The sequence below is a fragment of the Gordonia sp. AC31 genome (assembly GCF_031844505.1).
Lineage (GTDB): Bacteria > Actinomycetota > Actinomycetes > Mycobacteriales > Mycobacteriaceae > Gordonia > Gordonia hongkongensis.
In genome coordinates this window covers 1-20,708 of the sequence record NZ_JAUZVK010000004.1, presented here as the reverse complement: position 1 = coordinate 20,708, position 20,708 = coordinate 1, and the positions used below count along the sequence as shown (strand labels likewise).

Below are 20,708 nucleotides of genomic sequence, written 5' to 3'. Positions count from 1 at the left end.
TTGCGGAGTGCGTAGGTGCGGTGCAGTAGATGTCTGTGGGTGTTGTGCGGTTGGTCTGCGAGTCGCGGCGGCGCGAGAAACGCTGTCGGCAGCGGCCTTTCCGTGCGCTGACGTGATCGGTCTCGCCGCCGTCGCACACGACCGGCCGCGGTGGCGACACCGCCGGATCGAACTAGCTGGTACAACAAAGGAACACGCCTGCCGCACAACAACATTGGCGCGCACCGGTTTTGTCCGGAGCCGGCGTCGGCGTGAACGTGACACCTATGATGACACACGAAAGTGAGGGAACCCTCATGTTTGTCGGTGACCTGTCGGTATACCGACCAGTAACCGCGCGGGTAACTTTCGGCACCGTGTCAACCACCATGGGAAGCGTCGGAAAACCGCCAGGCCAGGCAACATACCCAGGGGTACGCGTGCGCCCGAACTTTCGCTCGGTCAACCGTTATCAAACCGTTATGTGATGTGGGGCACCGTTGCGCGTCGCGGTCCAGCCGTGCCGCAGGCCGAGTGCCCTCGAGACACCCCACTAGAGTCGGCCGCATGAGCAGTTGCATCTTCTGCGCCATCATCGCGGGCACCTCCCCGGGTCGCATCGTCTACTCCGACGACGACGTCCTCGGGTTCCTCGACATCCGGCCCGTGACCCGCGGGCACACCCTCCTCGTGCCCCGGGTCCACTCCTCCGGGCTCGACGACCTCGACCCCACCCTCGGCGCCGCTCTCTTCCGCGCCGGCCAACGAGTCGCCACCGCGATGAAGACCGGACCGGTGTCCGCCGACGGGGTCAACCTGGCACTGAACGACGGCCGCGCGGCCTTCCAGACCGTCTTCCACACCCACCTGCACGTCGTCCCCAGACACGACGGGGACAAGCTGAGTTTCGCCAAGGGCTTCCTCGTCCGCCGCGACCCAGACCCCGACGAGACCGCCGCTGCGGTGCGCGCCGGGATCGAGTCCGTCGGATGACCTTCGCCGACGAGCCCGACCCGGACACCGGGGCCGAGACCCGGATTCCGGACGCGGTGGCCGACCTCGTGCGCCGCGCGGAGTGGATCACGGTGTTCAGCGGCGCGGGTATGTCGGCCGAGAGCGGCATCGCCACCTTCCGGGACGCCCAGACCGGTTTGTGGGACAAGTTCGATCCCGCCGAACTCGCCACCCCGGAAGCGTGGGCGCGCGACCCCGCACTGGTCTGGGGGTGGTACCGCTGGCGCGCACGCGAAGTATTTGCCGCGCAGCCCAATGCGGGCCACCGCGCGCTCGCCGAACTCGCCACGAGCCGCACCGTCATGATCGTGACGCAGAATGTCGACGATCTCCACGAGAGGGCCGGCAGCGACGTCGTCAGCCACCTGCACGGCAGCCTGTTCGCCCCCCGGTGTTCGGTCTGTGGGACCCCGTACGACGGCCCGGGCGCATTCCCCGATCCCGGCGACACCGGTACCGCACCGGACGACCCGCGCGTCGACCCGCCCACCTGTCCGCGCTGCGGCGGGAAGGTGCGGCCCGGCATCGTGTGGTTCGGCGAAGCACTGCCCGAATCGGACTGGCAGCGAGCGGATCAGGCGTTCCGTGCGGCCGAGGTGGTGCTCGTCGTGGGCACCAGCGGGATCGTCTACCCGGCAGCCGCGCTACCCGAACGCGCGGTGCGCGCGGGCATCCCGGTCATCGAGTTCAACCCGTCGCCGTCCGCGCTGTCCGACATCGTGACCCACAGTCTGCGGATGCCCGCCGCGGTCGGTCTGCCGGCGTTGCTCGCGTCGCTCGGCTGACGTGGTGCGGCGTCACTCCCCCGCGGTGAGATCGATCGGCTGCCATCTCCCGACATCATCCGTCGTCTGAACCGCGACGAGCGACCCCGGCTTGCATCCGCGCTCGTCGAGCACGGCGGCGACATGGTCGAGCACGCGATCGGGATCGAGTTCGAACTCCGACTCGCGCACGCGGACGAATTCCCAACCGCAACGGCGCAATTCACGCTCGCGTTCCAGATCCGACCGAGCCTGCTGCCCGGTCCCGGCGAACTCGTCGGCATCACACTCGACGGCCATGCGCGCATCGGCCCCCAACACGACCAGGTCGACGATCCGGTTGTTGACCGTGACCTTCGGGGTCACGTGATAGCCGAGCGCCGCGAGACGGTTGAACACGCGCTGTTCGAGGAGGTTGTCGAACGGGCTCACGCGGCGATCGTCGGGCACGTCGGACGGCATGGCTCCGATCGACGGACCCTCGTTGGCGGACACATAGGACAGCAGCGAGGCACGAAGGTCGTTGGGGCGCAACTCGTCGAGTCCGATCGAATGGAACAGCCACAACTGGTCCATGGCCCGGGTGGCCGCCACGTTGACCCGGCGTTGGGACTCCGCGCGGGTCAGCGCGGAGATCGCACCGGCGTCCGAGACGACCATCGACAGGAAGACCACGCGCCGCTCGTCTCCCTGGAAATCCGGGGGTGAGCCGACGCGGATACGCCGCGAGCGCCAGGTGTCGGTGTCGATCGCGGCGCGCAGCGCCTTCTCGATCGTCTCCACCTGCTTGACGCCCTGCAACGCGATCACACCGAAGTCCAGATCGTCGTATGCCGGATCGACCAAACACCCCCGGAGGGCGTCGACGATGGCGGCCGCCTCGGCCTCGTTGCTGATGCCGTTGCCGGTCCCGGTGGCCGTTCCGTCGACCGCGACCGTCCGCAATGGTTCGAGCCGGTCGGAACCGTACTGGCGCACCGGAATCAGCGGCGCGGACCCGTAGAACTGGCGCGACGAGAACTCGATGATCTCGGGCATGGACCGGAAGTGTTCCCGCAGTCCCACGACGTTGCCGAAACGGCTGCGCAACAACGAGAACAGGCTGGACCGCGGCGTCAACCCGTCGCGTAGGTATGTCGGGAGGTCGGGCAGCGTGGCATCGAGTTCGGCGAACGCGGAATCGAGGCTGGTGCCGCTGAGACCGACGGGCGCGCACTGCTTGTCGTCACCGACGACGATCACGCGCGGGGCCAGCCAGAGAAGGAAGGCGCTGGTGATGTCGGCCTGGGACGCCTCGTCGACGATGACGACGTCGAAGGAGTTGCGGCGCGGTGGGAGGGTCTCGGCCACCTGGCTGATCGACATGATCCAGGCGGGCACGGCGTTGCGCGCCTCGGCCATGGCCTCGCGCGCCGCGCGTCGGAAACGATTGGCGTGCTTGCCCGATCCCTTGCCCAGGTTGATCATGTGGTCGCGGTAGGACTGGACGGCCTGCAACTCGCCGGCCGTGGTGCGCGCCAGCACCTCGCGGACGGCGCGCGCAGAGGCCAGCCGGGTGGTGAGGGCCGCGATGTCGACCTCGACGGCATCGAGGTCGGACTGCAGCCGGTCCTCGGCGAACGGATCGCTGCGTTCCTCCGCCCAGGTGTGGGCGAACCGCCACGCCCACGCCGCGCCCATGTCCCGGGCGCGTTCGGTCCAGATCGGGTCCTGCGCGCTCGACCACATCGTCTTCGCGAGTTCGGGTGCCCGGCTGCGCAATCGGAGCCCGAGAAGCTCCAGGGCATTCTGCTCGTCGGCCTCGGCTGCGGCGGCCGCGAACGCGCGCCGCGCGTCTCGGATCGCGACCGGGTCGGCCGTGGCGAGTGCCGAGAGCAGCGCGTCACCCTCCGGCGACGGCCCCTGTTCGAGTTCGGTCGTCAGGCCGTACACGCGGTCGGCGAGTTCCTGTTCGGCGAGGACCGCGCCGTTGGCGGCCGCCACCGATCGCGCCTGATCAGCCACCTCGGCTGCCTCGGCGACGGTGCGTGGTCTCGGGCCGCCGGGGCTGATCGCCTCGAGTTCACGGACGAGATGCTCCCGGCCGGTGAGCAGCCTCGAGATCCACGCCAGTTGGTTGTCCAGGCGGACGAGGTGGTCGAGCTGCGCCGACCGCGACCCCGACGCGTCCACCGGGACGTGCAGGTCCGCCAGGATGCGATGCACCTGATGTACCGCGTCGATGACGGTGAGGTGATCGGCGACCCGGCGCAACGAGGCCTCGTCGCGAGGAGGCCGACCGTCCACGGTGGCCCGCACCGGCGACTCCTCGACCGCGCGCTGCTCGGGCGAACGCCGCAACCGTCCCCGCCACTGACCGCCGTCTCGCAGGAAGTCGGCGGCGGCGTCGAACAACGCGGCGTCGCCGGGCCGCGCCCCGTCGACGACGACCGCATGCGCGCCCAGGTCACGGTCCCGACGAGCGGCCTCGGCGATGACCGGTGACAGCGTCGTCACCCGCGACCAGAGGTGCGCGGCGCGTCCGGCGAGCAGCCGGTCCGCCATGTCGACGATCGGCTCCGGGTACGACGCCACCTCGCCGGAGGCGACGGCGAGTTCGTCGCAGATGTCCTTGATCCGGACCAATCGGTCACTGTCGACCCCGTCGAGCACCGACAGCAGCGTCCCGGCGCCGGCCATCGGCTCGCGGGGCCGCGCGGCGATCCGGGTGCAGATGGAGTCCATCTCCGCCGGCTCGGGCAGGTGGTGGTCGAGGTCGACGAACCGTTGCGCGAGACGCGATCCGGAGCCACCGGTGCTCGCGAGCAGGTCTGCCAGCCGGACGAACTCGGCCGAGTCCAGCGGGGGCACCGCGCCGTGGACCGGCCCGGGCAGCCAGTCGAACGCGGCGGCGTCTGCCCGCACCCGGCGGACGATCTCCGCCGGGGATCCCCGATAGTCCCCCGCGACCCATTCGTGGACCTCGGTCTCTTCCGCACGGAGGTCCCAGAGTTCGCGGAGCAGCTGATCCCGTTGTCGCAGAGCGTGATCGCGGCGCGCGGCCAGGTCGGCGATCTCCGCGTCGGCGACCCCGGGCGTGAACGACGCCTTGCGTTCGGCGAGCTCGGTCACCGCATCGACGATGCCCTCGGAACTGTCCTGGGACACGTCGGCGATCGACACCGTGAGCGCCCGCAGAGCGGGCGGCAGCATGTCCCGGAGCACGTGGAGCGCATGGGCTTTCTCGCTGACGACCAGGACGCGCTGTCCTTTCGCCAGCAAGGCCGAGGTCACGTTGGCGATGGTGTGGGTCTTGCCGGTTCCGGGCGGACCCTCGACCACCACACCGGTGTCGGACCCGAGCCGGGCGAGCACATCGCGCTGTTCGGCATTGGACGGCAGCGGGAACAGCGCATCGGCGACCAGGTCCGCTGGATCGAGGACGCCGGGGGCGCGGAGGGCGGCGAGTCGGTCGGGCGCCTCGATCGGGCGGACGAGCTGGGTCAGTGCGACCGGTACCTCCGACTCCTCGTCCCGCAGGTCGTCGATGATGGCGTCGTAGAACGCGGGGGAACTCCCCACCCCGCGACGGCGGAGGACCACCGCGGGCCGGCTCTCGACCGTCAACGACACACGCTCGGCGTCGACTTCGATCGCCTCGCGCCACTCGGCCATCAGCTCGGAGGTCTTCGGCGACAGCACCGAGGTCTGCGCCGACAGCTTGCCGCGGATCCCGACCGCGCCCGCGAGATCGAGACCGTCGAGAGCAGCGAGCAGATGGGTATCGCGAACTGCGGGAGACGAGCCCGCCCCGAGCGAGAACCGGATCGTGTCGTCCGCGTCGCGGTCGGCGACCAGAACCTGACTGAGGAGATGTTCGCGGACCAATGGGTCGGCGTCAGCGTCTGTCGCGTCCCGCACCGTGACCAGTGCGGACGCGATGACGAGTTCGAGTTCTTCGGGCTCCGCGCCGAGCGCGTCGACCAACGCGGCGAATTCGGCATGGACCGCGCAGGCCCGAGCGGCGTCGGGGTCGTCCGGACCGACCTCGACCACCACCTGGCCCGGCACCGCGTTCGACCGGACGGCGACGGCGGTGGACGGACCGACCCAGACATGGCCGGGGTGGTCGGAGATGTCGTGGACGTCTCCGGAGCGAGACCGGACGAGATCGGCCAGAAACGTCATCAGCCGGGTGACCTGATCGCGCAACGTCTCGCGCGTGTCATCCTGCATACCGATGTGTTCCTCTCGTCGCCGGCGACTCCTACGCTACAAGACGCTGGTCAGAGGAACTCCGTGCCTCCGCGCGGGTCGGCCGGATTCCCGACACCGAGCCGGTCAGCCGACGGAGCTCGAACGCAGCGCGCGGTATCCGCCGTCGACATAGCGCACGTTGGTGTATCCGCACTCGGCGATCTGTTCGGCGATCCGCGGGGCCTCTGAACGGACCGACACCACGGCGATCTCGGTGTCGCGGTCGCGGATCACCGGGAAGGTGCCCGACGGAGTCGGGGTGAACCGCTTCGGCACCTCGGTCGGGTCGACCACGAGGGCACCGGGCAGACTCCCCTGATGCCGAACCACCTGGGGACGCGCGTCGACGACGACCGCGTTCCCCTCGCGGCTGTGATTCATTGCCTCGACTGCCGAAATCGAATTCACCACTGACACCGGTGACTCACCAATCCTGTTGCTCGAATTTGTCCGTGTTCATGCGTTCGCGACGGCCATCGGGTGACGGCCGTGGCGTAATGACCCCCGTCGACCAGGTTACGGAACGATCTCGAATTGACAAGTTTTCTCACACAGCTCTCAGAAGGGCGCAGTCATGCGCTCCTTCTGGTAGGCGATCCGCAGCGGAACCGTCGGGGTCAGGAATGGCGGCCGCGCCCCGCGACACGCGGGGACGGACGCTTACCCCAGTTGTCGCCACGACGACCGTCCCGACCGCCGCCGTGCCCGCCCGCCCCGCGCTTTGCGCCCCCGCGCGTGCGCGGTGCGCCCATGTCCTTGCGGATGTCGATCGGGTTCTTCCCGATCTTCGTGTGCCGCAGCGACGAGAGGGTCTCGTTGTCGAGATCATCGGGAAGCTCGACGAGGCTGAAGTCGTCGCGGATGCTGATGTTGCCGAAGTCGGCACGGGTCAGGCCGCCCTCGTTGGCGATGGCACCGACGATCGCACCGGGCGACACCTTGTGCTTGCGGCCGACGGCGATGCGGTACGTCGCGAAGCTCGCGCCCGGGCGCCGCGGAGCACGCTCACGCTCGGAGCGCTTCTCCGACTGCGGCGGGTCCGGGGTCATCAGGAAACCGCCGTCACGTGTCTCGAGCGCCAGCGCGGCCGCGATGTCGGCCATCGCGACGTCGTTGTCCCGCGCATAGTTCTCGATCAGCCCGCGGAACAGATCCAGGTTGTCCGACGACAGGTTCTGGGTGATCGAGTCGGCGAACTTCGCGACCCGCTGTGCGTTGACATCGTCCACGCTGGGCAGGCCGATCTCGGTCAGCGTCTGCCGCGTGGCGCGCTCGATCGCACGCAGCAGGTGGCGTTCGCGCGGCGAGACGAACAGCAGCGCGTTTCCCGAGCGGCCGGCGCGCCCGGTACGGCCGATGCGGTGCACGTAGGACTCGGTGTCGTGCGGGATGTCGTAGTTCACGACATGCGAGATGCGGTCGACGTCGAGCCCGCGGGCCGCGACATCGGTCGCGACGAGGATGTCGATCGAGCCGTTCTTCAGCTGGTTGATGGTCCGTTCCCGCTGCGCCTGCGCGAGGTCGCCGTTGATGGCGACCGCGGAGAACCCGCGAGAGCGCAGCTTCTCGGCGAGTTCTTCGGTCGCCTGCTTGGTGCGGACGAACACGATCATCGCGTCGAAGGTCTCGACCTCGAGGAAGCGTGTCAGCGCGTCCAGCTTGCGCTGGTGGGAAACCTGGAGATAGCGCTGCGTGATGTTCTGCGCGGTCGCGGTCTTGGACTTGACCGTGATCTCCTGCGGCGAGTTCAGGTACTTCTGCGCGAGGCGCCGGATGGCACTGGGCATGGTCGCCGAGAACAGCGCGACCTGCTTGGTGTCCGGGGTCTCGGCGAGGATGCGCTCGACGTCCTCGGCGAAGCCCATCGTCAGCATCTCGTCGGCTTCGTCGAGGACCAGGAACTCCAGACCGGAGATGTCGAGGGTCTTGCGATCGAGGTGGTCGATGACCCGACCGGGTGTGCCGACGATGACCTGCGCGCCGCGACGCAGACCCGCGAGTTGGACGCCGTAGGACTGCCCGCCGTAGATCGGCAGCACCTTCACCTCGGGCATGTGCGCCGAATACTTGCCGAAGGCCTCGGAGACCTGCAGTGCCAGCTCTCGCGTCGGCGCGAGGATCAGCGCCTGCGGGGTACGCGCGGAGGTGTCGAGGCGGGACAGGATCGGGATGGCGAACGCGGCGGTCTTGCCGGTACCGGTCTGCGCGAGGCCGACGACATCGCGTCCGTCCATGAGCGGCGGGATGGTCGCCGCCTGGATGGGCGACGGGGTTTCATAGCCGACGTCGGTGATGGCCGCGCGTACCCGCGGGTCGATCTCGAGGTCGTCGAACGAGCCGACCTGCGGGTCGGCGGGGGCGTCGTGCTCGCCGTGATTCGAGGTACTCATGCGGCGGAAGTCTCATTCATCGCCCTCAACTGTAATGGCCGTCCACCAGAAAGTCGGCATCACGCCCGGGCGGGGTCGCACCAGCCCCCTGAGCAGGGCACGAGCCACGTTCGGTCACCGGTGTGATGCATCTAACGAATACTGGTACTGTCAGTGCCACTCATCCGGCCATCGGTCCCGGTCACACGCACACCGGTGTCCGGAATGTCCATTTGTTCTCCCGTCTCAGGAGTGCCATGCAGCAGCAGTACGCCACCCCGTCCGATCTGACGATCGACGACAAGGCGACGACCGTCGACACGATCCTGCGCTACCGCGCGGAGCGCCCCACGATGCCGCTCTTCCGCAAGCGCTCGCACAACCAGTGGGTCAACGTCACCGCCAAGCACTTCACCGACGAGGTGGACGCGGTCGCGAAGGGTCTGATCGCCTCGGGTGTGCAGGCCGGTGACCGCGTCGCGATCCTGTCGTCGACGCGCTACGAGTGGACCGTGCTGGACTACGCGATCTGGCGCGCCGGGGCGTGCACCGTCGCGATCTACGAGACGTCCGCCCCCGACCAGGTCCAGTGGATTCTCGAGGACTCCGGCGCCAAGCTGCTGTTCGTCGAGAACCATGAGCACTACACCCGCCATCTCCGGGTCATCGACGAGACGCCCACCCTCAACGAGACCCTGGTCATCGACGACCACGCGCTCCCCACGGTCACCAAGCGCGGCGCGAAGACCGCCGACGCGGACCTCGACCAGCGTCAGGCGAATGCGTTGTCGTCGGATGCCGCCACGCTGATCTACACCTCGGGCACCACCGGACGGCCGAAGGGCGTCGTCCTGACGCACGCGAATTTCCTCGCCGAGACGGCCGCGACCCGCGACGCGGTCGGCGCCGGTATGCGGGAGGGCAAGTCGACGCTGCTCTTCCTGCCGCTGGCGCACATCTTCGCCCGCGTCGTCGCCGTCGGCTGCGTCGAGAACGGCGTGATCCTCGGCCACACCAACGACCTGACGAACCTCGTCGCGGACCTGGGCGTGTTCAAGCCGAACTACGTGCTGTCGGTGCCGCGCGTGTTCGAGAAGGTGTACAACTCGGCCAAGCAGAAGGCCTACGACGGCGGCAAGGGGTCGATCTTCGACAAGGCCACCGACACGGCGATCGAATACAGCAAGGCGACGGAAGCCGGCAAGGTCGGCCTCGGCCTGAAGCTCCGGCACGCCGTCTTCGACAAGCTCGTGTACGGAAAGCTGCGCGACGCCCTCGGCGGCCAGTGCGAGGGAGCGATCTCCGGTGGCGCTCCGCTCGGTGCGCGCCTCGGCCACTTCTTCCGCGGCGTCGGCATCCCGGTGTACGAGGGCTACGGATTGTCGGAGACCACGGCCGCGGTGACGGCCAACAACGAGGAGAACCAGAAGGTCGGTTCGGTCGGACGCCCGATCCCCGGCGTCACCGTCGCCATCGCCGACGACGGCGAGGTCCTGCTCAAGGGGCCGGTCGTGTTCGGTGGGTACTGGAAGAACCAGTCCGCCACCGACGACGCGATCCGCGACGGGTGGTTCCACACCGGTGACATCGGCACCCTCGACGACGGCTACCTCTTCATCACCGGCCGCAAAAAGGAACTGATCGTCACCGCGGGCGGCAAGAACGTCTCCCCGGCGCAGCTCGAGGACACCATCCGGGCGCACCCGATGGTGAGCCAATGCCTCGTCGTCGGCGACAACAAGCCGTTCATCGCCGCGCTGATCACGATCGACCCCGAGGCCGTGCCCGGTTGGTTGGACCGTCATGGCCTGCCCGCCGACACCCCGATCTCGGACCTGGTCGAGAACGCCGATCTCAAGGCCGAGATCGACGCCGCGGTCAAGGAGGCGAACACCAAGGTCTCCAACGCCGAGGCGATCAAGAAGTTCTCGATCCTGGACACCGATTTCACCATCGACACCGGTGAGCTCACCCCGACCATGAAGCTCAAGCGCAATGTCATCCACGACGCGCACAAGGAAGCGATCGCCGACCTCTACACCTGAGCGGATCTCTCACGACTCGCCGCGGCCCGGGATGCCCCCGGGCCGCGGCGCTGTCTATCGTGCAAGTCAATGAAACGAGACCTGGCCATCGATGCCACCCGCGGGGTGGCCATCTGGAGCATGATCACCGCGCACTTCGCGCATGAGTCCGTGCTGGCCACCCCGACCCACGCCTTCCCGTACGTCGACGGCATGTCCGCGTTCGTGATGCTCTCGGGCGTCGTGCTGGGTCTGGTCTATCAACGATGGGTCGCTCGCCATGGGCTGGCTTTCGCATACAAGCGTCTTGCCAAGCGGATCGTCGTCCTCTATCTGTGCCAGCTGGCGATCGCCCTCGTCGCGGTCGCGGCCGCCCTGGCCGGTCACCGATGGCTGACACTCCTGCTGCCGGTCGACGGGTGGGGTGACGGCCTGCGCCTGGCGCTGACCATGGATTACCTGCCCAGCGGGGGCAACATCCTGCTGCTGTACATGGTCTTGCTCATCTCCGCCTTCGGGCTGTTCCCCCTCCTGCGTCAGGGCTGGTGGCGCTGGGTGCTCGCCGGTTCGATCGCCCTGTACCTGATCTCGCTGGTCCACTCCCCCGACTGGTTCTATCTGAGCGCCTACCAGGCGGCACCGCACATCCAGAACGTCGCCGGCTGGCAGATCATGTTCGTCCCGGCACTGGTGATCGGCTGGAACTGGTCGCAGTGGCGTGTGACGGAGTTCGTCGACCGCTGGATCATCGCGATCGTCGCCGTCGCGCTCGCGGTGGCACTGTTCTTTCACTTCGGCATCGACTACGGGCCGTGGGCCCATCTCGAACCGGCGGTCGCCGACAAACTCGACTTCCGCCCGGCCCGCGCGATCGGCGCCTATCTGGCCATTCCGGCCGTCTACGGGATCTTCCGACTGTTGCTCAGGTGGTGGCATCACAACTGGCTGCGCCCACTCGTCATGACCGGTACCCGCAGTCTCGACTCCTACGTCATCCAGGCGATCGCCCTCGTCGTGGTGCCGATCCACATCGCACACCGCCCCTGGAACACCGTCACGATGGACGCCGTCGCGCTCCTGGTGTTCGCCGCCTGCTGGGGGTGGGCCGAGTTCCGGTACTTCGCTCACGTCGACAAACTGCACAAACTACCGCTGCGGATGGTCCGGCTCGTGCGTCCGCATCGACCCGACATCGTCCCCGGCCCCGAGCCCGGCGTCCCCACCCCGGAGAGCTCGGACGTCACCCGGGAACCCCGACCGGTCGTCGACGACCTGCCCGGCGTCGACCGGACCGGGACAGCCGAAGACGGGCCAGAACGAGACGGGCCAGTCCGGGCCGGAACAGCGCCGGCCGGGACACGTGCGACCGAGCCGATGGGAGTTCATCCGTGACGGGTGAGATGACACGCAGCGTGCACGCCGGAAACGATTCGTCGGGCCCGTCGGTGCGGACGCCCATCACGATGGCGAACTCGTATCACCTCCCGCCCGAACCCGAGGCGATGAGCTGGTCGGGCACCGAGCAACTGTTCTACACACGCAACACCGGCGCCAATCAGGTTGCGCTGCAGGACAAGCTGGCCGCACTGGAAGAGGCCGACGACGCCGTCGTCCTGGCCTCGGGCGTGGCCGCGCTGCACGCGGTGTTCTTCACGTTCCTGTCCGCCGGGGACCACGTGGTGGTGTCCGACACCACCTACGAGGCCACCTGGAAGCTCTGGTCGGAACTGCTGCCGACCAAGTACGGGATCGAGGCGACCTTCGTCGATGTCGGCGATCTCGACGCCACCCGGGCCGCCCTGCGCCCCAGCACCCGCATGCTGATCGCCGAGACGATCGCCAATCCGACGACGAAGGTCGCCGACATCGGCGCGCTGGCGCAGATCGCCGCCGACGCCGACGCCCTGCTGCTCGTCGACGCCACCTTCACGCCGCCCACTCTGTACCGTCCGCTCGCCGACGGCGCGGACCTCGTCGTCCATTCGCTGACCAAGTACATCAACGGGCACGGCGACGCCATGGGCGGTGCCGTGCTCGGCCGGTCGGAGCTCATGTCGCAGATCCGGGAACAGGCGATGGTCGACGTCGGCGGCGTCATCTCGCCGTTCAACGCATGGCTGATCGCCCGCGGCGCGATCACCCTGCCGCTCCGGTTCGCCCAGCATCAACGCAATGCCGAGCGGGTCGCGGCCTTCCTCGACGACGACCCGCGCATCACCTACGTGCGGTACCCGGGTCTGGCGTCGCATCCCGAACACGACCTCGCGGCACGACAGTTCGGCGGCCGCGGCTTCGGGGCCATGATCGCGTTCGCGGTGCGCGGCGATCCGGCCACCCAGAACCGATTCGTCGCGGCGCTGACGACGATCACCTCGGCGGTGTCGTTGGGACACGACGAGTCACTCATCGTCCATGTCGGCACCGACGGCCCACGGGTCGCGGCCTACCCCGAACCGTTCCGCGAGTGGGGACATCTGCGGTTCTCCGTCGGGCTGGAAGACGCCGACGATCTCATCGCGGATCTCGCCGCGGCGCTCGACGCGACCTTCCCGGCCACCCCCGCTGGTTGAGCCGGCACCGAGCGAAGCCGAGAGCCCACCCCCGCTGGTTGAGCCGGCACCGAGCGAAGCCGAGAGCCCACCCCCGCTGGTTGAGCCGGCACCGAGCGAAGCCGAGAGCCCACCCCCGCTGGTTGAGCCGGCACCGAGCGAAGCGAGGCGCCGTGTCGAAACCACCTCCGCCACAACCCCTCTCAGGTCGACTCGTAGAGAATCCCCCGGCCGATCGCTTCGCGGAGGACGGGCAACGCGGCTTCCGCGAGGGCCTCGGCGTCGACGCCGTGGAAGCCGGCGAGCAGTTCGAGCAGTACGCCCAGCGGGACCTGCCCCCGACTGCCGGCAAGCAGTGCGCGCGAGACCTCGTCGACGCCGAGTACGGCGCCCGGACCACCGGGCCTGCGCACAGTTGCCGACACCTGTTGCCAGCCCTCGTCACCCGGGAGCGAGTGCTCCTCGAGCATGACCGGGGCCACCGACAGCCGCCGAGCGAGCAGCTGTTCGTCCGTGGTCTCCCGTAGGTAGCGCCGTCGTGCGAGGAACGCCTGGGCCTCGGGACCGGTCACCTCTTCACCGGCGCCGGTGATCTCCTCGATCACGACGTCGGGCTCGCGGTGCTCGCCCTCGAGCGGGGCGCGGGCGGTGATCGAGCCCATCCCGATGGCGACGATGCCGTTGGCCTCGAACCATTCGAGCCACTCCGCACCTCGCCGCGCGGCGGTCGCCTCGTCCTCACCGGCATCGGACAACCACAGCGACACATAGCTGATGGGGTCGGCGACCTCCCGCTGGACGACCCAGGCGTCGAGTCCGGTGCCGGCGAGCCAGGAGCGGACCCGTTCCCGCCAGTCCTCGCCCTCGCGGATGACCCAGTTGGCCAGGATCTGGGCGGTGCCACCAGGATTCAGATGGGCGGGCAACTCCCGGACGAGTTGCTCGCACAACCCGTCTCCGACGACGCCCGAGTCGCGGTAGATGTAGTCCTGCCCGCCCGCGCCGACGACGAACGGAGGGTTGGACACGATCAGGTCGAACCGCTCCCCCGCGACGGGTTCGAACATGCTCCCCGCCCGCAGATCCCACGACATCCCGTTGAGGCGGGCCGTCGCCGCAGCCAGCGCCAGCGCCCGGTCGTTCGTGTCGGTGGCCACGATCTGCTCGCAGTGCGCATCGAGATGCAGCGCCTGGATGCCACATCCGGTTCCGATGTCGAGAGCTCGGCGGACGGGTTCGCGGATGACGGCCCGGGCCAGCGAGATCGACGCGCCGCCGATCCCCAGGACGTGGTCGCGGGCAACGGGTCCGGGCCGCATCGCGGCGTCCTGGTCGGCGACGACGAGGTAGTCGCGGGTGTCGTCGGCGTGCGGACGAATGTCAAGGCGGGCCCGTAGAAGCGATTCATCGACCCGGGCCAGCACGCCCTGCGTGACCAGCACATCGACGCCCGTCGTCGGAAATGCCGCCGCGACAGCGGCTTCGGGTTCGTCCGAGCCCAGCAGGAACAGTCGGACGAGGGTCGCCAGCCGGCGGTGCTGGTCGGTGACATCACGCGTCGCGGCGAGGGCCGGCCACCAGACACCGCGGACGAGGGCATCGTGAGCGCCATCGCCGAGCAGTTCGGTGACACCGTCGTTCGTGTATCCCGCCGACCGCAGATCACCACCGAGGGTCGCCACGACGGCGGGCTCGGACAGAGGATGACGATCCACGCGGTCGGCGAATGGCTGGGGTCGTCCCTGGTCCGCGGTCACGGTCCCCAAGGCTACCGACGACCGGCGCGCCCGCGGCTCGACGGGTTCAGCACGACGCGAGGACCCGACTCATCGCGTCGCGTTCGGCAGGCGTCACCCACAGCCCGTAGATCTTCTTGACCTCGATCTGCCGGCTCACGTAGGTGCATCGGTACGACTTGTTCGGCGGAAGCCAGGTCGCCGCGTCGCCGTCTCCCTTCTGCTGGTTCACGGCTCCCGAGACCGCCTGGAGATTTCGCGGGTCGTTCGCGAACTCGATGCGCTTGACCGCGGTCCACCCGGCCGCGCCCTTCTGCCAGGCGTCCGACAATGCGACGACGTGGTCGATCTGGACCAGCGCCGAGGTGTCCTCGCCTCGGGTGAACGGCATCGTCGTACCGGTGTACGGGTCGGCCAGTGTGCCGGCGAGCACCCGGCACCCGTCGGCGTGGAAGGTGATGCCGGTGAGGTCTCGCCGCAGGATGTCCTCCCGGGTCCGGCAACCGTTGCGGCCGTACTGCACGTCGACCGCGTCGTCCCACGCCCTCCCGAATCGCGACCGTTCATATCCGGTCTTGGGTGCGCGACCCTTCACCTGCAGCGACGCGAGATCGGCCTGTTCCCGGCCGGCCGCCGGTGGCAGCGTATCCGGCGACGCACCAGCCGGCGGTGACGACGGCCCGCTCGTCGAGGGCATGGGCTGGGTGCGCTCGGATGAGGGGCGCTCGAGGCCCGGACCGGGTTCGACGCCGACGCACGACACGAGCACCACGGCGACCGGCACCGCGGTAAGTACTCCCGACAACCGTGCCGCTCGACGTCTCACCCCGGAATCGTTGCACGGCGCACCGACATCCCCGTTCGCCGACCCGGTGCGCGGGTGCTCGCCGCGCACCTTAAGCTTCGTTCGACTAACTTTCCCTTCGCGGACTGCTGTGGTCACGCACGACGCCGCGGCGGCGCACGATCGCCGGCGGTGTCGCCGGGTCATCAGACGACTATTCGGGTAGTGGGTGCATGAGTTCAGGTCGGGGCAATGCGGCGCGGGGTGTACCGGCATGGGTTCTGCGGATGATCGCCGTGTTCACACTGGCGATGTCATTGCCCACACTTGCCGGCGGGTCGGGCACCGCCGCCGTGCTCGGCAGCCCGGCACCCTTCTCCGCGTCACCCCTGCGTGCGACGCCGGTCCACGATCTCACTCCGACCGTCGACCCGGAGACCGAGACCTACCCGGAGCGACTCGAGCGCATCGAGACCCTGACAAGCCCGCTGCTGCCGACGCCGAAGTCACTCGAGGGCGTCGAGACACGCTGCGCGAGCGGTGATTTCACGAACCTCGCAGTGGTGTACGACTCTGTCTTCGACGGGGTGTACGAGGTCCTGCCGCCGTCTCTGCGTGCCGCGGCGAGGCAGAGCCGGATCGCGGCGCACCGCGACATGCGCCGTCTGCACGTGTCGACCCTCGCCGTCACCGAGCACCCCCTCACCCTCGGCGCCGACGACGACGACCCCGCACTCGACTACCGCGACCCGATCTCGCAGCTCCTCGTGTCGAACCTGCTGAAGATCCGCGACGGCCGGCACACCGAGGCCATCCCCCTCGGGAACATCACCGTCATCCAGGCCGTGGAGACGGTGTGGCTGTACCTGTTCACCACGGTCCTGATCCCCGCGCGCGTCCTCGCCGGTTCGACCCCCGACCTCGGTAGCCCCTTCGCCGGCACGGACGCCGACTTCCTGGCGCCGTTCGTCACCTACAACTGGCTCATCTCGGCCTTCGTCTTCTCCTCCGAGTTCGCGGTGAAGGCCCTCCTGCGCGCCACGGCCAAGACAGTTCTCGACCAGTGCGTCGCGCGGGTGACCGACGAGCAGCGCGCCCAGGCCGGGCGCCCCAGCGACACCGTGCGTTTCGACATCCCGATCCCGCCGATCGTGTCCGAGATCGCCGACCACCTCGCGCTGGCCGACGTCGAGACCTGCACGCCGATCGGCTCACTCACCCTGGGACGGCTGGTGCGGTACGTGTCCGCGCAGGCAAAGGAGAACAACCCGGCCGATGCGCCCGCGATCCGGGCCGAGACCACACGAATTCTCGGCGTCATGCGCGGAATCCGCATCCACCACAACCTCATTCCGCTCGACCCGGCGGAGGACCGCTCCGTCGGCGAGATGGGCGCGTCGCTGTTCGGTTCGCTGATTCCGGTCTTTGGTGGCGCTCCGCTCGACATCTTCCTCGGCATCGGACACAACCTCGGCCACGGCGCGGATCCATGGGAGACGGTGTCGCTCGACGAGCTCACCGTCAGCAAGCCGATCACCGCGGCGCATTATGCGTACAAGCTGGCGCTGCATTTGATCCGGGAAGTAGGCAATGTCATCGAGCCGTCGATCGTCGGTGACAGCCCGCTACGACCCACCAGACTGCTCGTCACGGTCCTGGGCCTGCCGATGACCTACGGACTGGTGACCGCGCACCACGTAATCCGGTCGATGTGCCTACGCGTCGACGACACGACGGGCAGCGGACTCGGCGCGGAGGCCAATCGGCGGACGACAACCGACTCGACTCCCCGCATCAAGCCGACGCGAAAGCCGGAAGCCTCCCGGTCATCGGCGTCGAGAACATCGGAACCGTCACGTCCGGAAGAATCCATTCGCCATCCCGAACCGCCCCGATTCGCCATTCCCGGCCGCAATTGACTCCGTGTTGCGCATTCGGTAATCGCGATGTCGGACGATTCGCCCGAGAATCCCGACACCGGGAAAGCGCAGGTCCATGCTTCCCGCGCGTCTATCGACTACCGTTGGGGGCGTGTCGAAAATTCAGACGGTGACCTTTGTCGACGACCTGGACGGTCGCGAACTCGATCCCCAAGACGCACAGACCGTTTCGTGGTCGTGGCTCGGCGTCGACTACGAGCTCGACGTGTCCGCGGCCAATCTCGACAAGATCGAGCAGGGCAAGGTGACAGTCGCGAAACTACTCAAGGCATCGACCCGGGTCGGCGGCCGACGACGGTCGCCATCAGCACGGACGAAGACCAATTCCGCCGGGAGTGGTGCGTCGGTGAATGCCTCGATTCGAGACTGGGCAGCGGAGAACGGATATGAGGTGTCCGCACGCGGCCGCATTCCGAACGACATCGTCGAGGCCTACAACTCCGCACACTGATATAGCCCACCGTGTTGTCACATTGATCGCCAGAGCCCGATTCTTCGGACTCTGGCGATTGTTCTTCCGCGGGGCTGATTGTCGATCCCCCGCCGATTACGTTCTGCCCTAAGGAGTTCCGCCGGCAGGGCGGAAAAACCCTGCGGCGGCGTCGAATCGAGATGCCGCGCGGATTCCGCCACCGATCAGCACCTTCCCCGTCTTCATCCTGTCAATGGACATCTTTGATAAACTGATGTCCACGCATGGTGTGCCACCGACGTGCAACGCAGTCACCGTTGGAGGCCACCCGAGGGGACAGGACAACCGGATGAGCACAACGGAGAACGAGTCGGTCGACGCCGACCACGCTGACGGCGAGGCCCCAGGGGAGGTCGCCGTGGCGGCCCGGGTCAGGGTCACGCTCGACGACGGTTCGACAAGGGAGGGCGAGGTCGTCGACGACTTCGCGGACCTGGCCGGCGACACCACCGTCGAGACCCGTATCGACGACGAGCGCACCGCACGACTACGCCGCTGGGCGATCTCGACCGACGATCACCAGATCGTCTTCGCCGACGACGACGCGGTCGAGGTCCTGGCGCCATAGGTTAACCGCCCCTCCGGCCCCATGTTCCGCTGGCGACTCGTAACTCGTGTTCGCATTTGTTGTCGGAGTCTGAATCGTCCTGTTGTCAGTAGTCTGAATCGGCCAACCCGCCCATCGTGGAGCCGGGCGGGGTTCAGCGTCTGAACACAGGGAGCAGGTGGATGTCCTGCAGCGTCATTCGAGGAACGCGGATCCGGTCGTCTCGAAACCTCCGACGAGGTCGAGCTGCCATGGCTGTGCTGAGCCGACGACTAACTCGTCCCACGACCGAGCACTCGGAATCTGAGATGCCCGGCGCGCATCACCCACAACCGTTGCCGCAAAGGTTCCTGCTCTGAGAAGCGCTGGGATGTTCGCATGCCGGATTACCGACGGGTGCGCGGCGCGCAAGTAGTTCTGCTGCGCCGCGTGCGCCGCGACTTGGGCGGTCACCTTGCCGAGCGAGATCGCAGAGACCAGTCCATGCGCGGCGAGCAGCAACTCCGTGCGGCGGCGTTCCTGTGGCAAGTCGAGCATCGCGGACCCCGTCTGTGTGTAGGCCTCCGCGTGAACGTACGTCCGGATCAGCACTTCTGTGACCATGACGGTCATGCTCGGGGTTGCAACGCCGCTCCGGAGATTCCATCCTGTTCCCGGCTTCAGCCCGCTGTACGAGTGCAGGGCAAACTGCCTTAACGCCTCATTATTGGCTTCATAGAGGAACGACATCACCGGCATAGGCAAACTCATTGGAGTCACGACGTCTGCGAGCAGGTGCTGGGCCAACTTCAGGGATGCCTCGGTAAGCGCGAGGTTGCCGCGGAAGCCGCCGCCCACGACAGGAACGGCTTCGCCATTCTCCCAGCGGATTCCCCGGAACTCGCCCTGCATCACTTGCCGGATCGCTTCGACAGGCCGCGCCAGATCGTGCCCAGCTGATTTCACTCGATGCGCGCGGCCGCCGAAACCCGGACCCATATAGTCCACCGGCAGCCTCTTGCCGGCCGCCTCCCAGCGCCCCACGATTGACGAATCGCTCAGCCGCTTCAACTGGTCGCGCACCTCGACGTCGATCGTCATGTCGAACCACGAACACAACAGGCCGACGAGGCCAGCGGCGCCGACCGCGAGGTAGTCTCCAGTTCTCCACTCCAGGCGATGCTTCTGCAGCCAGTTTTCCCACGCCTGACGTTGCTTTTCAGTCAGAGCAGCATCGAGAGCAATGTCAGTCCACTGCTTCTGCTCACGGAGTTGATCGTTCAATGTTGTTAGTTGCTCATAGGTCTGGTGCCGTGGGCTGGCATCGAGTTCGATAGGCGGAGTTGTGTCGTCGAGTGCAGCGCTGATGACTTCGTCGAGTTCAGCGAGACGGCGGGCCTGGGTGTCGAGGTTGCGCTCAACATCGTCGTCGCTCATGCCGTGATCATCTCCGGCAGACGGTCGCGCACGACTTCGAGCGTCGTTGCGGCTGCACGCATCTCGCGGAGCTCGGTCTTCAGCTCCGCGAGCTCCTCCTTCAAAGACGCGTTTTCAGCGTCGGTCTTGGACTTCTCAGCCTTCAGCGCGTCGATCTTGTCAACGAGCAATTTCGTACGATCAGTCAAGTTGTTGATCGTCTCCTGCAGGCTCTCGACGACGCGACGCATCTTCTCGTCGCGGTTTGGAGAGTCTGCCAAGACCAGGCGGGCGATCAGGTCGAGCTTAACGGCCTCGGCCGCAATCGTCCGGGACGCGACCGGACTGAACCGGGTGCCGGCCGCCGCGGCGCCGGCAAAGGCGAACCCTCCCAGGCCGGACAGCAGCAATGTCCCGCCAGCGACGCCGAATCCGCCCGCGGCGAGCGAACCCCCGCCCAGCGCCGCCAACCCCGCCGAGGTAGCGGCGGCACCCGTCAAACCCATCGTTCCCCCGATGACCCCGCCCTTGCCGGCGCCGCCCATCCAGCCGTGAGCACACCGATGCCAGCTCCGACTGCTGTAGCGGCAGCGACGCGACCCCACTTGATCGACTTTCGGCGGAGTGCCTTCATCAAGCTCTCGAACTCGGCCGTCGCCGCCTGCAAGTCGCCGTCACGCAGGCCGCCGAGCTCGCCGGCGGCGAGCTCGAGATCGGCTTGTCGCGCTTTCTTGTCCCACCGAGTCCCGTCGTCCCAAGGACTGAACGTCAGAAGCTCGACCACGATGACCAACGATGCCGAGCGCTCAACCACCCGTCCAGCAAGCGTCGATGCCGAGTTCGTGAACGACTCGACCTTCTCTTCAATGGAGCGGTCCTCAAACCGCTCGGGCTCCCAC

15 protein-coding genes are annotated in these 20,708 nt (G+C 67.8%); 8 read left to right on the top strand and 7 right to left on the bottom strand.

All coding sequences use genetic code 11. The annotated features are described in order from the left end of the window. The first annotated feature begins 546 nt into the window (after window positions 1-546). A complete protein-coding gene (locus tag Q9R39_RS06055; protein ID WP_065629038.1) occupies window positions 547-972 on the top strand; it encodes an HIT family protein in 426 nt (141 codons plus the stop codon). Continuing rightward, window positions 969-1,778 carry an NAD-dependent deacylase gene (locus Q9R39_RS06050; RefSeq protein ID WP_311277205.1) on the top strand — a complete coding sequence of 270 codons (810 nt, stop codon included), beginning with the start codon at window positions 969-971 and terminating at the stop codon, window positions 1,776-1,778. The genes Q9R39_RS06055 and Q9R39_RS06050 overlap by 4 nt, the downstream gene beginning before the upstream one ends. A gap of 12 nt (window positions 1,779-1,790) precedes the next feature. On the opposite strand, the gene Q9R39_RS06045 is transcribed toward Q9R39_RS06050, so the two are convergent. The 3 genes from Q9R39_RS06045 to Q9R39_RS06035 form a co-directional block, all read right to left on the bottom strand. Then, window positions 1,791-5,972 (bottom strand): AAA domain-containing protein, encoded by a 4,182-nt coding sequence (locus tag Q9R39_RS06045; protein WP_311277204.1) that lies wholly within the window; start codon window positions 5,970-5,972, stop codon window positions 1,791-1,793. Between the two features lie 105 nt (window positions 5,973-6,077). Beyond that, a complete protein-coding gene (locus Q9R39_RS06040; RefSeq protein WP_058250009.1) occupies window positions 6,078-6,410 on the bottom strand; it encodes a rhodanese-like domain-containing protein in 333 nt (110 codons plus the stop codon). Window positions 6,411-6,610: 200 nt separating this feature from the next. Beyond that, window positions 6,611-8,383, bottom strand: coding sequence for a DEAD/DEAH box helicase (locus Q9R39_RS06035; protein WP_058250008.1), 1,773 nt, complete (start codon window positions 8,381-8,383; stop codon window positions 6,611-6,613). A 236-nt stretch (window positions 8,384-8,619) separates the two neighbouring features. Between Q9R39_RS06035 and Q9R39_RS06030 the strand changes: the two genes are divergently transcribed. The 3 genes from Q9R39_RS06030 to Q9R39_RS06020 all read left to right on the top strand — a co-directional run bounded on the left by Q9R39_RS06030 (window position 8,620) and on the right by Q9R39_RS06020 (window position 12,956). Continuing rightward, window positions 8,620-10,407 (top strand): long-chain fatty acid--CoA ligase, encoded by a 1,788-nt coding sequence (locus Q9R39_RS06030; protein ID WP_311277203.1) that lies wholly within the window; start codon window positions 8,620-8,622, stop codon window positions 10,405-10,407. Between the two features lie 69 nt (window positions 10,408-10,476). Next, window positions 10,477-11,778 (top strand): OpgC domain-containing protein, encoded by a 1,302-nt coding sequence (gene opgC, locus Q9R39_RS06025; RefSeq protein WP_058250006.1) that lies wholly within the window; start codon window positions 10,477-10,479, stop codon window positions 11,776-11,778. A gap of 8 nt (window positions 11,779-11,786) precedes the next feature. Continuing rightward, window positions 11,787-12,956: a PLP-dependent aspartate aminotransferase family protein gene (locus Q9R39_RS06020; RefSeq protein WP_058250282.1), complete on the top strand. Its 1,170-nt coding sequence runs from the start codon at window positions 11,787-11,789 to the stop codon at window positions 12,954-12,956. Between the two features lie 182 nt (window positions 12,957-13,138). Here Q9R39_RS06020 and Q9R39_RS06015 read toward each other — a convergent pair whose 3' ends face one another. After that, window positions 13,139-14,692: a methyltransferase gene (locus Q9R39_RS06015; RefSeq protein ID WP_311277202.1), complete on the bottom strand. Its 1,554-nt coding sequence runs from the start codon at window positions 14,690-14,692 to the stop codon at window positions 13,139-13,141. A 46-nt stretch (window positions 14,693-14,738) separates the two neighbouring features. Next, window positions 14,739-15,497 (bottom strand): HNH endonuclease family protein, encoded by a 759-nt coding sequence (locus tag Q9R39_RS06010; RefSeq protein WP_311277201.1) that lies wholly within the window; start codon window positions 15,495-15,497, stop codon window positions 14,739-14,741. A gap of 191 nt (window positions 15,498-15,688) precedes the next feature. Here Q9R39_RS06010 and Q9R39_RS06005 point away from each other — a divergent pair, with 191 nt between their 5' ends. The 3 genes from Q9R39_RS06005 (at window position 15,689) to Q9R39_RS05995 (ending at window position 18,435) form a co-directional block, all read left to right on the top strand. Then, a complete protein-coding gene (locus Q9R39_RS06005) occupies window positions 15,689-17,374 on the top strand; it encodes a hypothetical protein (RefSeq protein ID WP_311277200.1) in 1,686 nt (561 codons plus the stop codon). Window positions 17,375-17,486: 112 nt separating this feature from the next. Continuing rightward, window positions 17,487-17,846 (top strand): Lsr2 family protein, encoded by a 360-nt coding sequence (locus tag Q9R39_RS06000; protein ID WP_226513021.1) that lies wholly within the window; start codon window positions 17,487-17,489, stop codon window positions 17,844-17,846. 310 nt (window positions 17,847-18,156) lie between these two features. Next, window positions 18,157-18,435, top strand: coding sequence for a hypothetical protein (locus Q9R39_RS05995; RefSeq protein ID WP_311277199.1), 279 nt, complete (start codon window positions 18,157-18,159; stop codon window positions 18,433-18,435). Window positions 18,436-18,609: 174 nt separating this feature from the next. On the opposite strand, the gene Q9R39_RS05990 is transcribed toward Q9R39_RS05995, so the two are convergent. Then, the gene (locus Q9R39_RS05990; RefSeq protein ID WP_311277198.1) at window positions 18,610-19,830 is read right to left on the bottom strand and encodes a hypothetical protein; all 1,221 of its coding nucleotides are present in this window, start codon (window positions 19,828-19,830) and stop codon (window positions 18,610-18,612) included. Continuing rightward, window positions 19,827-20,354, bottom strand: coding sequence for a hypothetical protein (locus tag Q9R39_RS05985; RefSeq protein WP_311277197.1), 528 nt, complete (start codon window positions 20,352-20,354; stop codon window positions 19,827-19,829). Before Q9R39_RS05985 ends, Q9R39_RS05990 begins: the two co-directional genes overlap by 4 nt. Between the last annotated feature and the right edge of the window lie 354 nt (window positions 20,355-20,708).

Bases quoted from the DNA above. Each gene is read 5' to 3' on its own strand.
- Q9R39_RS06055 (WP_065629038.1), top strand. From the start codon at position 547: ATGAGCAGTTGCATCTTCTGCGCCATCATCGCGGGCACCTCCCCGGGT.
- Q9R39_RS06050 (WP_311277205.1), top strand. From the start codon at position 969: ATGACCTTCGCCGACGAGCCCGACCCGGACACCGGGGCCGAGACCCGG.
- Q9R39_RS06045 (WP_311277204.1), bottom strand. From the start codon at position 5,972: ATGCAGGATGACACGCGCGAGACGTTGCGCGATCAGGTCACCCGGCTG.
- Q9R39_RS06035 (WP_058250008.1), bottom strand. From the start codon at position 8,383: ATGAGTACCTCGAATCACGGCGAGCACGACGCCCCCGCCGACCCGCAG.
- Q9R39_RS06030 (WP_311277203.1), top strand. From the start codon at position 8,620: ATGCAGCAGCAGTACGCCACCCCGTCCGATCTGACGATCGACGACAAG.
- opgC (WP_058250006.1), top strand. From the start codon at position 10,477: ATGAAACGAGACCTGGCCATCGATGCCACCCGCGGGGTGGCCATCTGG.
- Q9R39_RS06020 (WP_058250282.1), top strand. From the start codon at position 11,787: ATGACACGCAGCGTGCACGCCGGAAACGATTCGTCGGGCCCGTCGGTG.
- Q9R39_RS06005 (WP_311277200.1), top strand. From the start codon at position 15,689: ATGAGTTCAGGTCGGGGCAATGCGGCGCGGGGTGTACCGGCATGGGTT.
- Q9R39_RS05995 (WP_311277199.1), top strand. From the start codon at position 18,157: ATGAGCACAACGGAGAACGAGTCGGTCGACGCCGACCACGCTGACGGC.
- Q9R39_RS05990 (WP_311277198.1), bottom strand. From the start codon at position 19,830: ATGAGCGACGACGATGTTGAGCGCAACCTCGACACCCAGGCCCGCCGT.
- Q9R39_RS05985 (WP_311277197.1), bottom strand. From the start codon at position 20,354: ATGGGCGGCGCCGGCAAGGGCGGGGTCATCGGGGGAACGATGGGTTTG.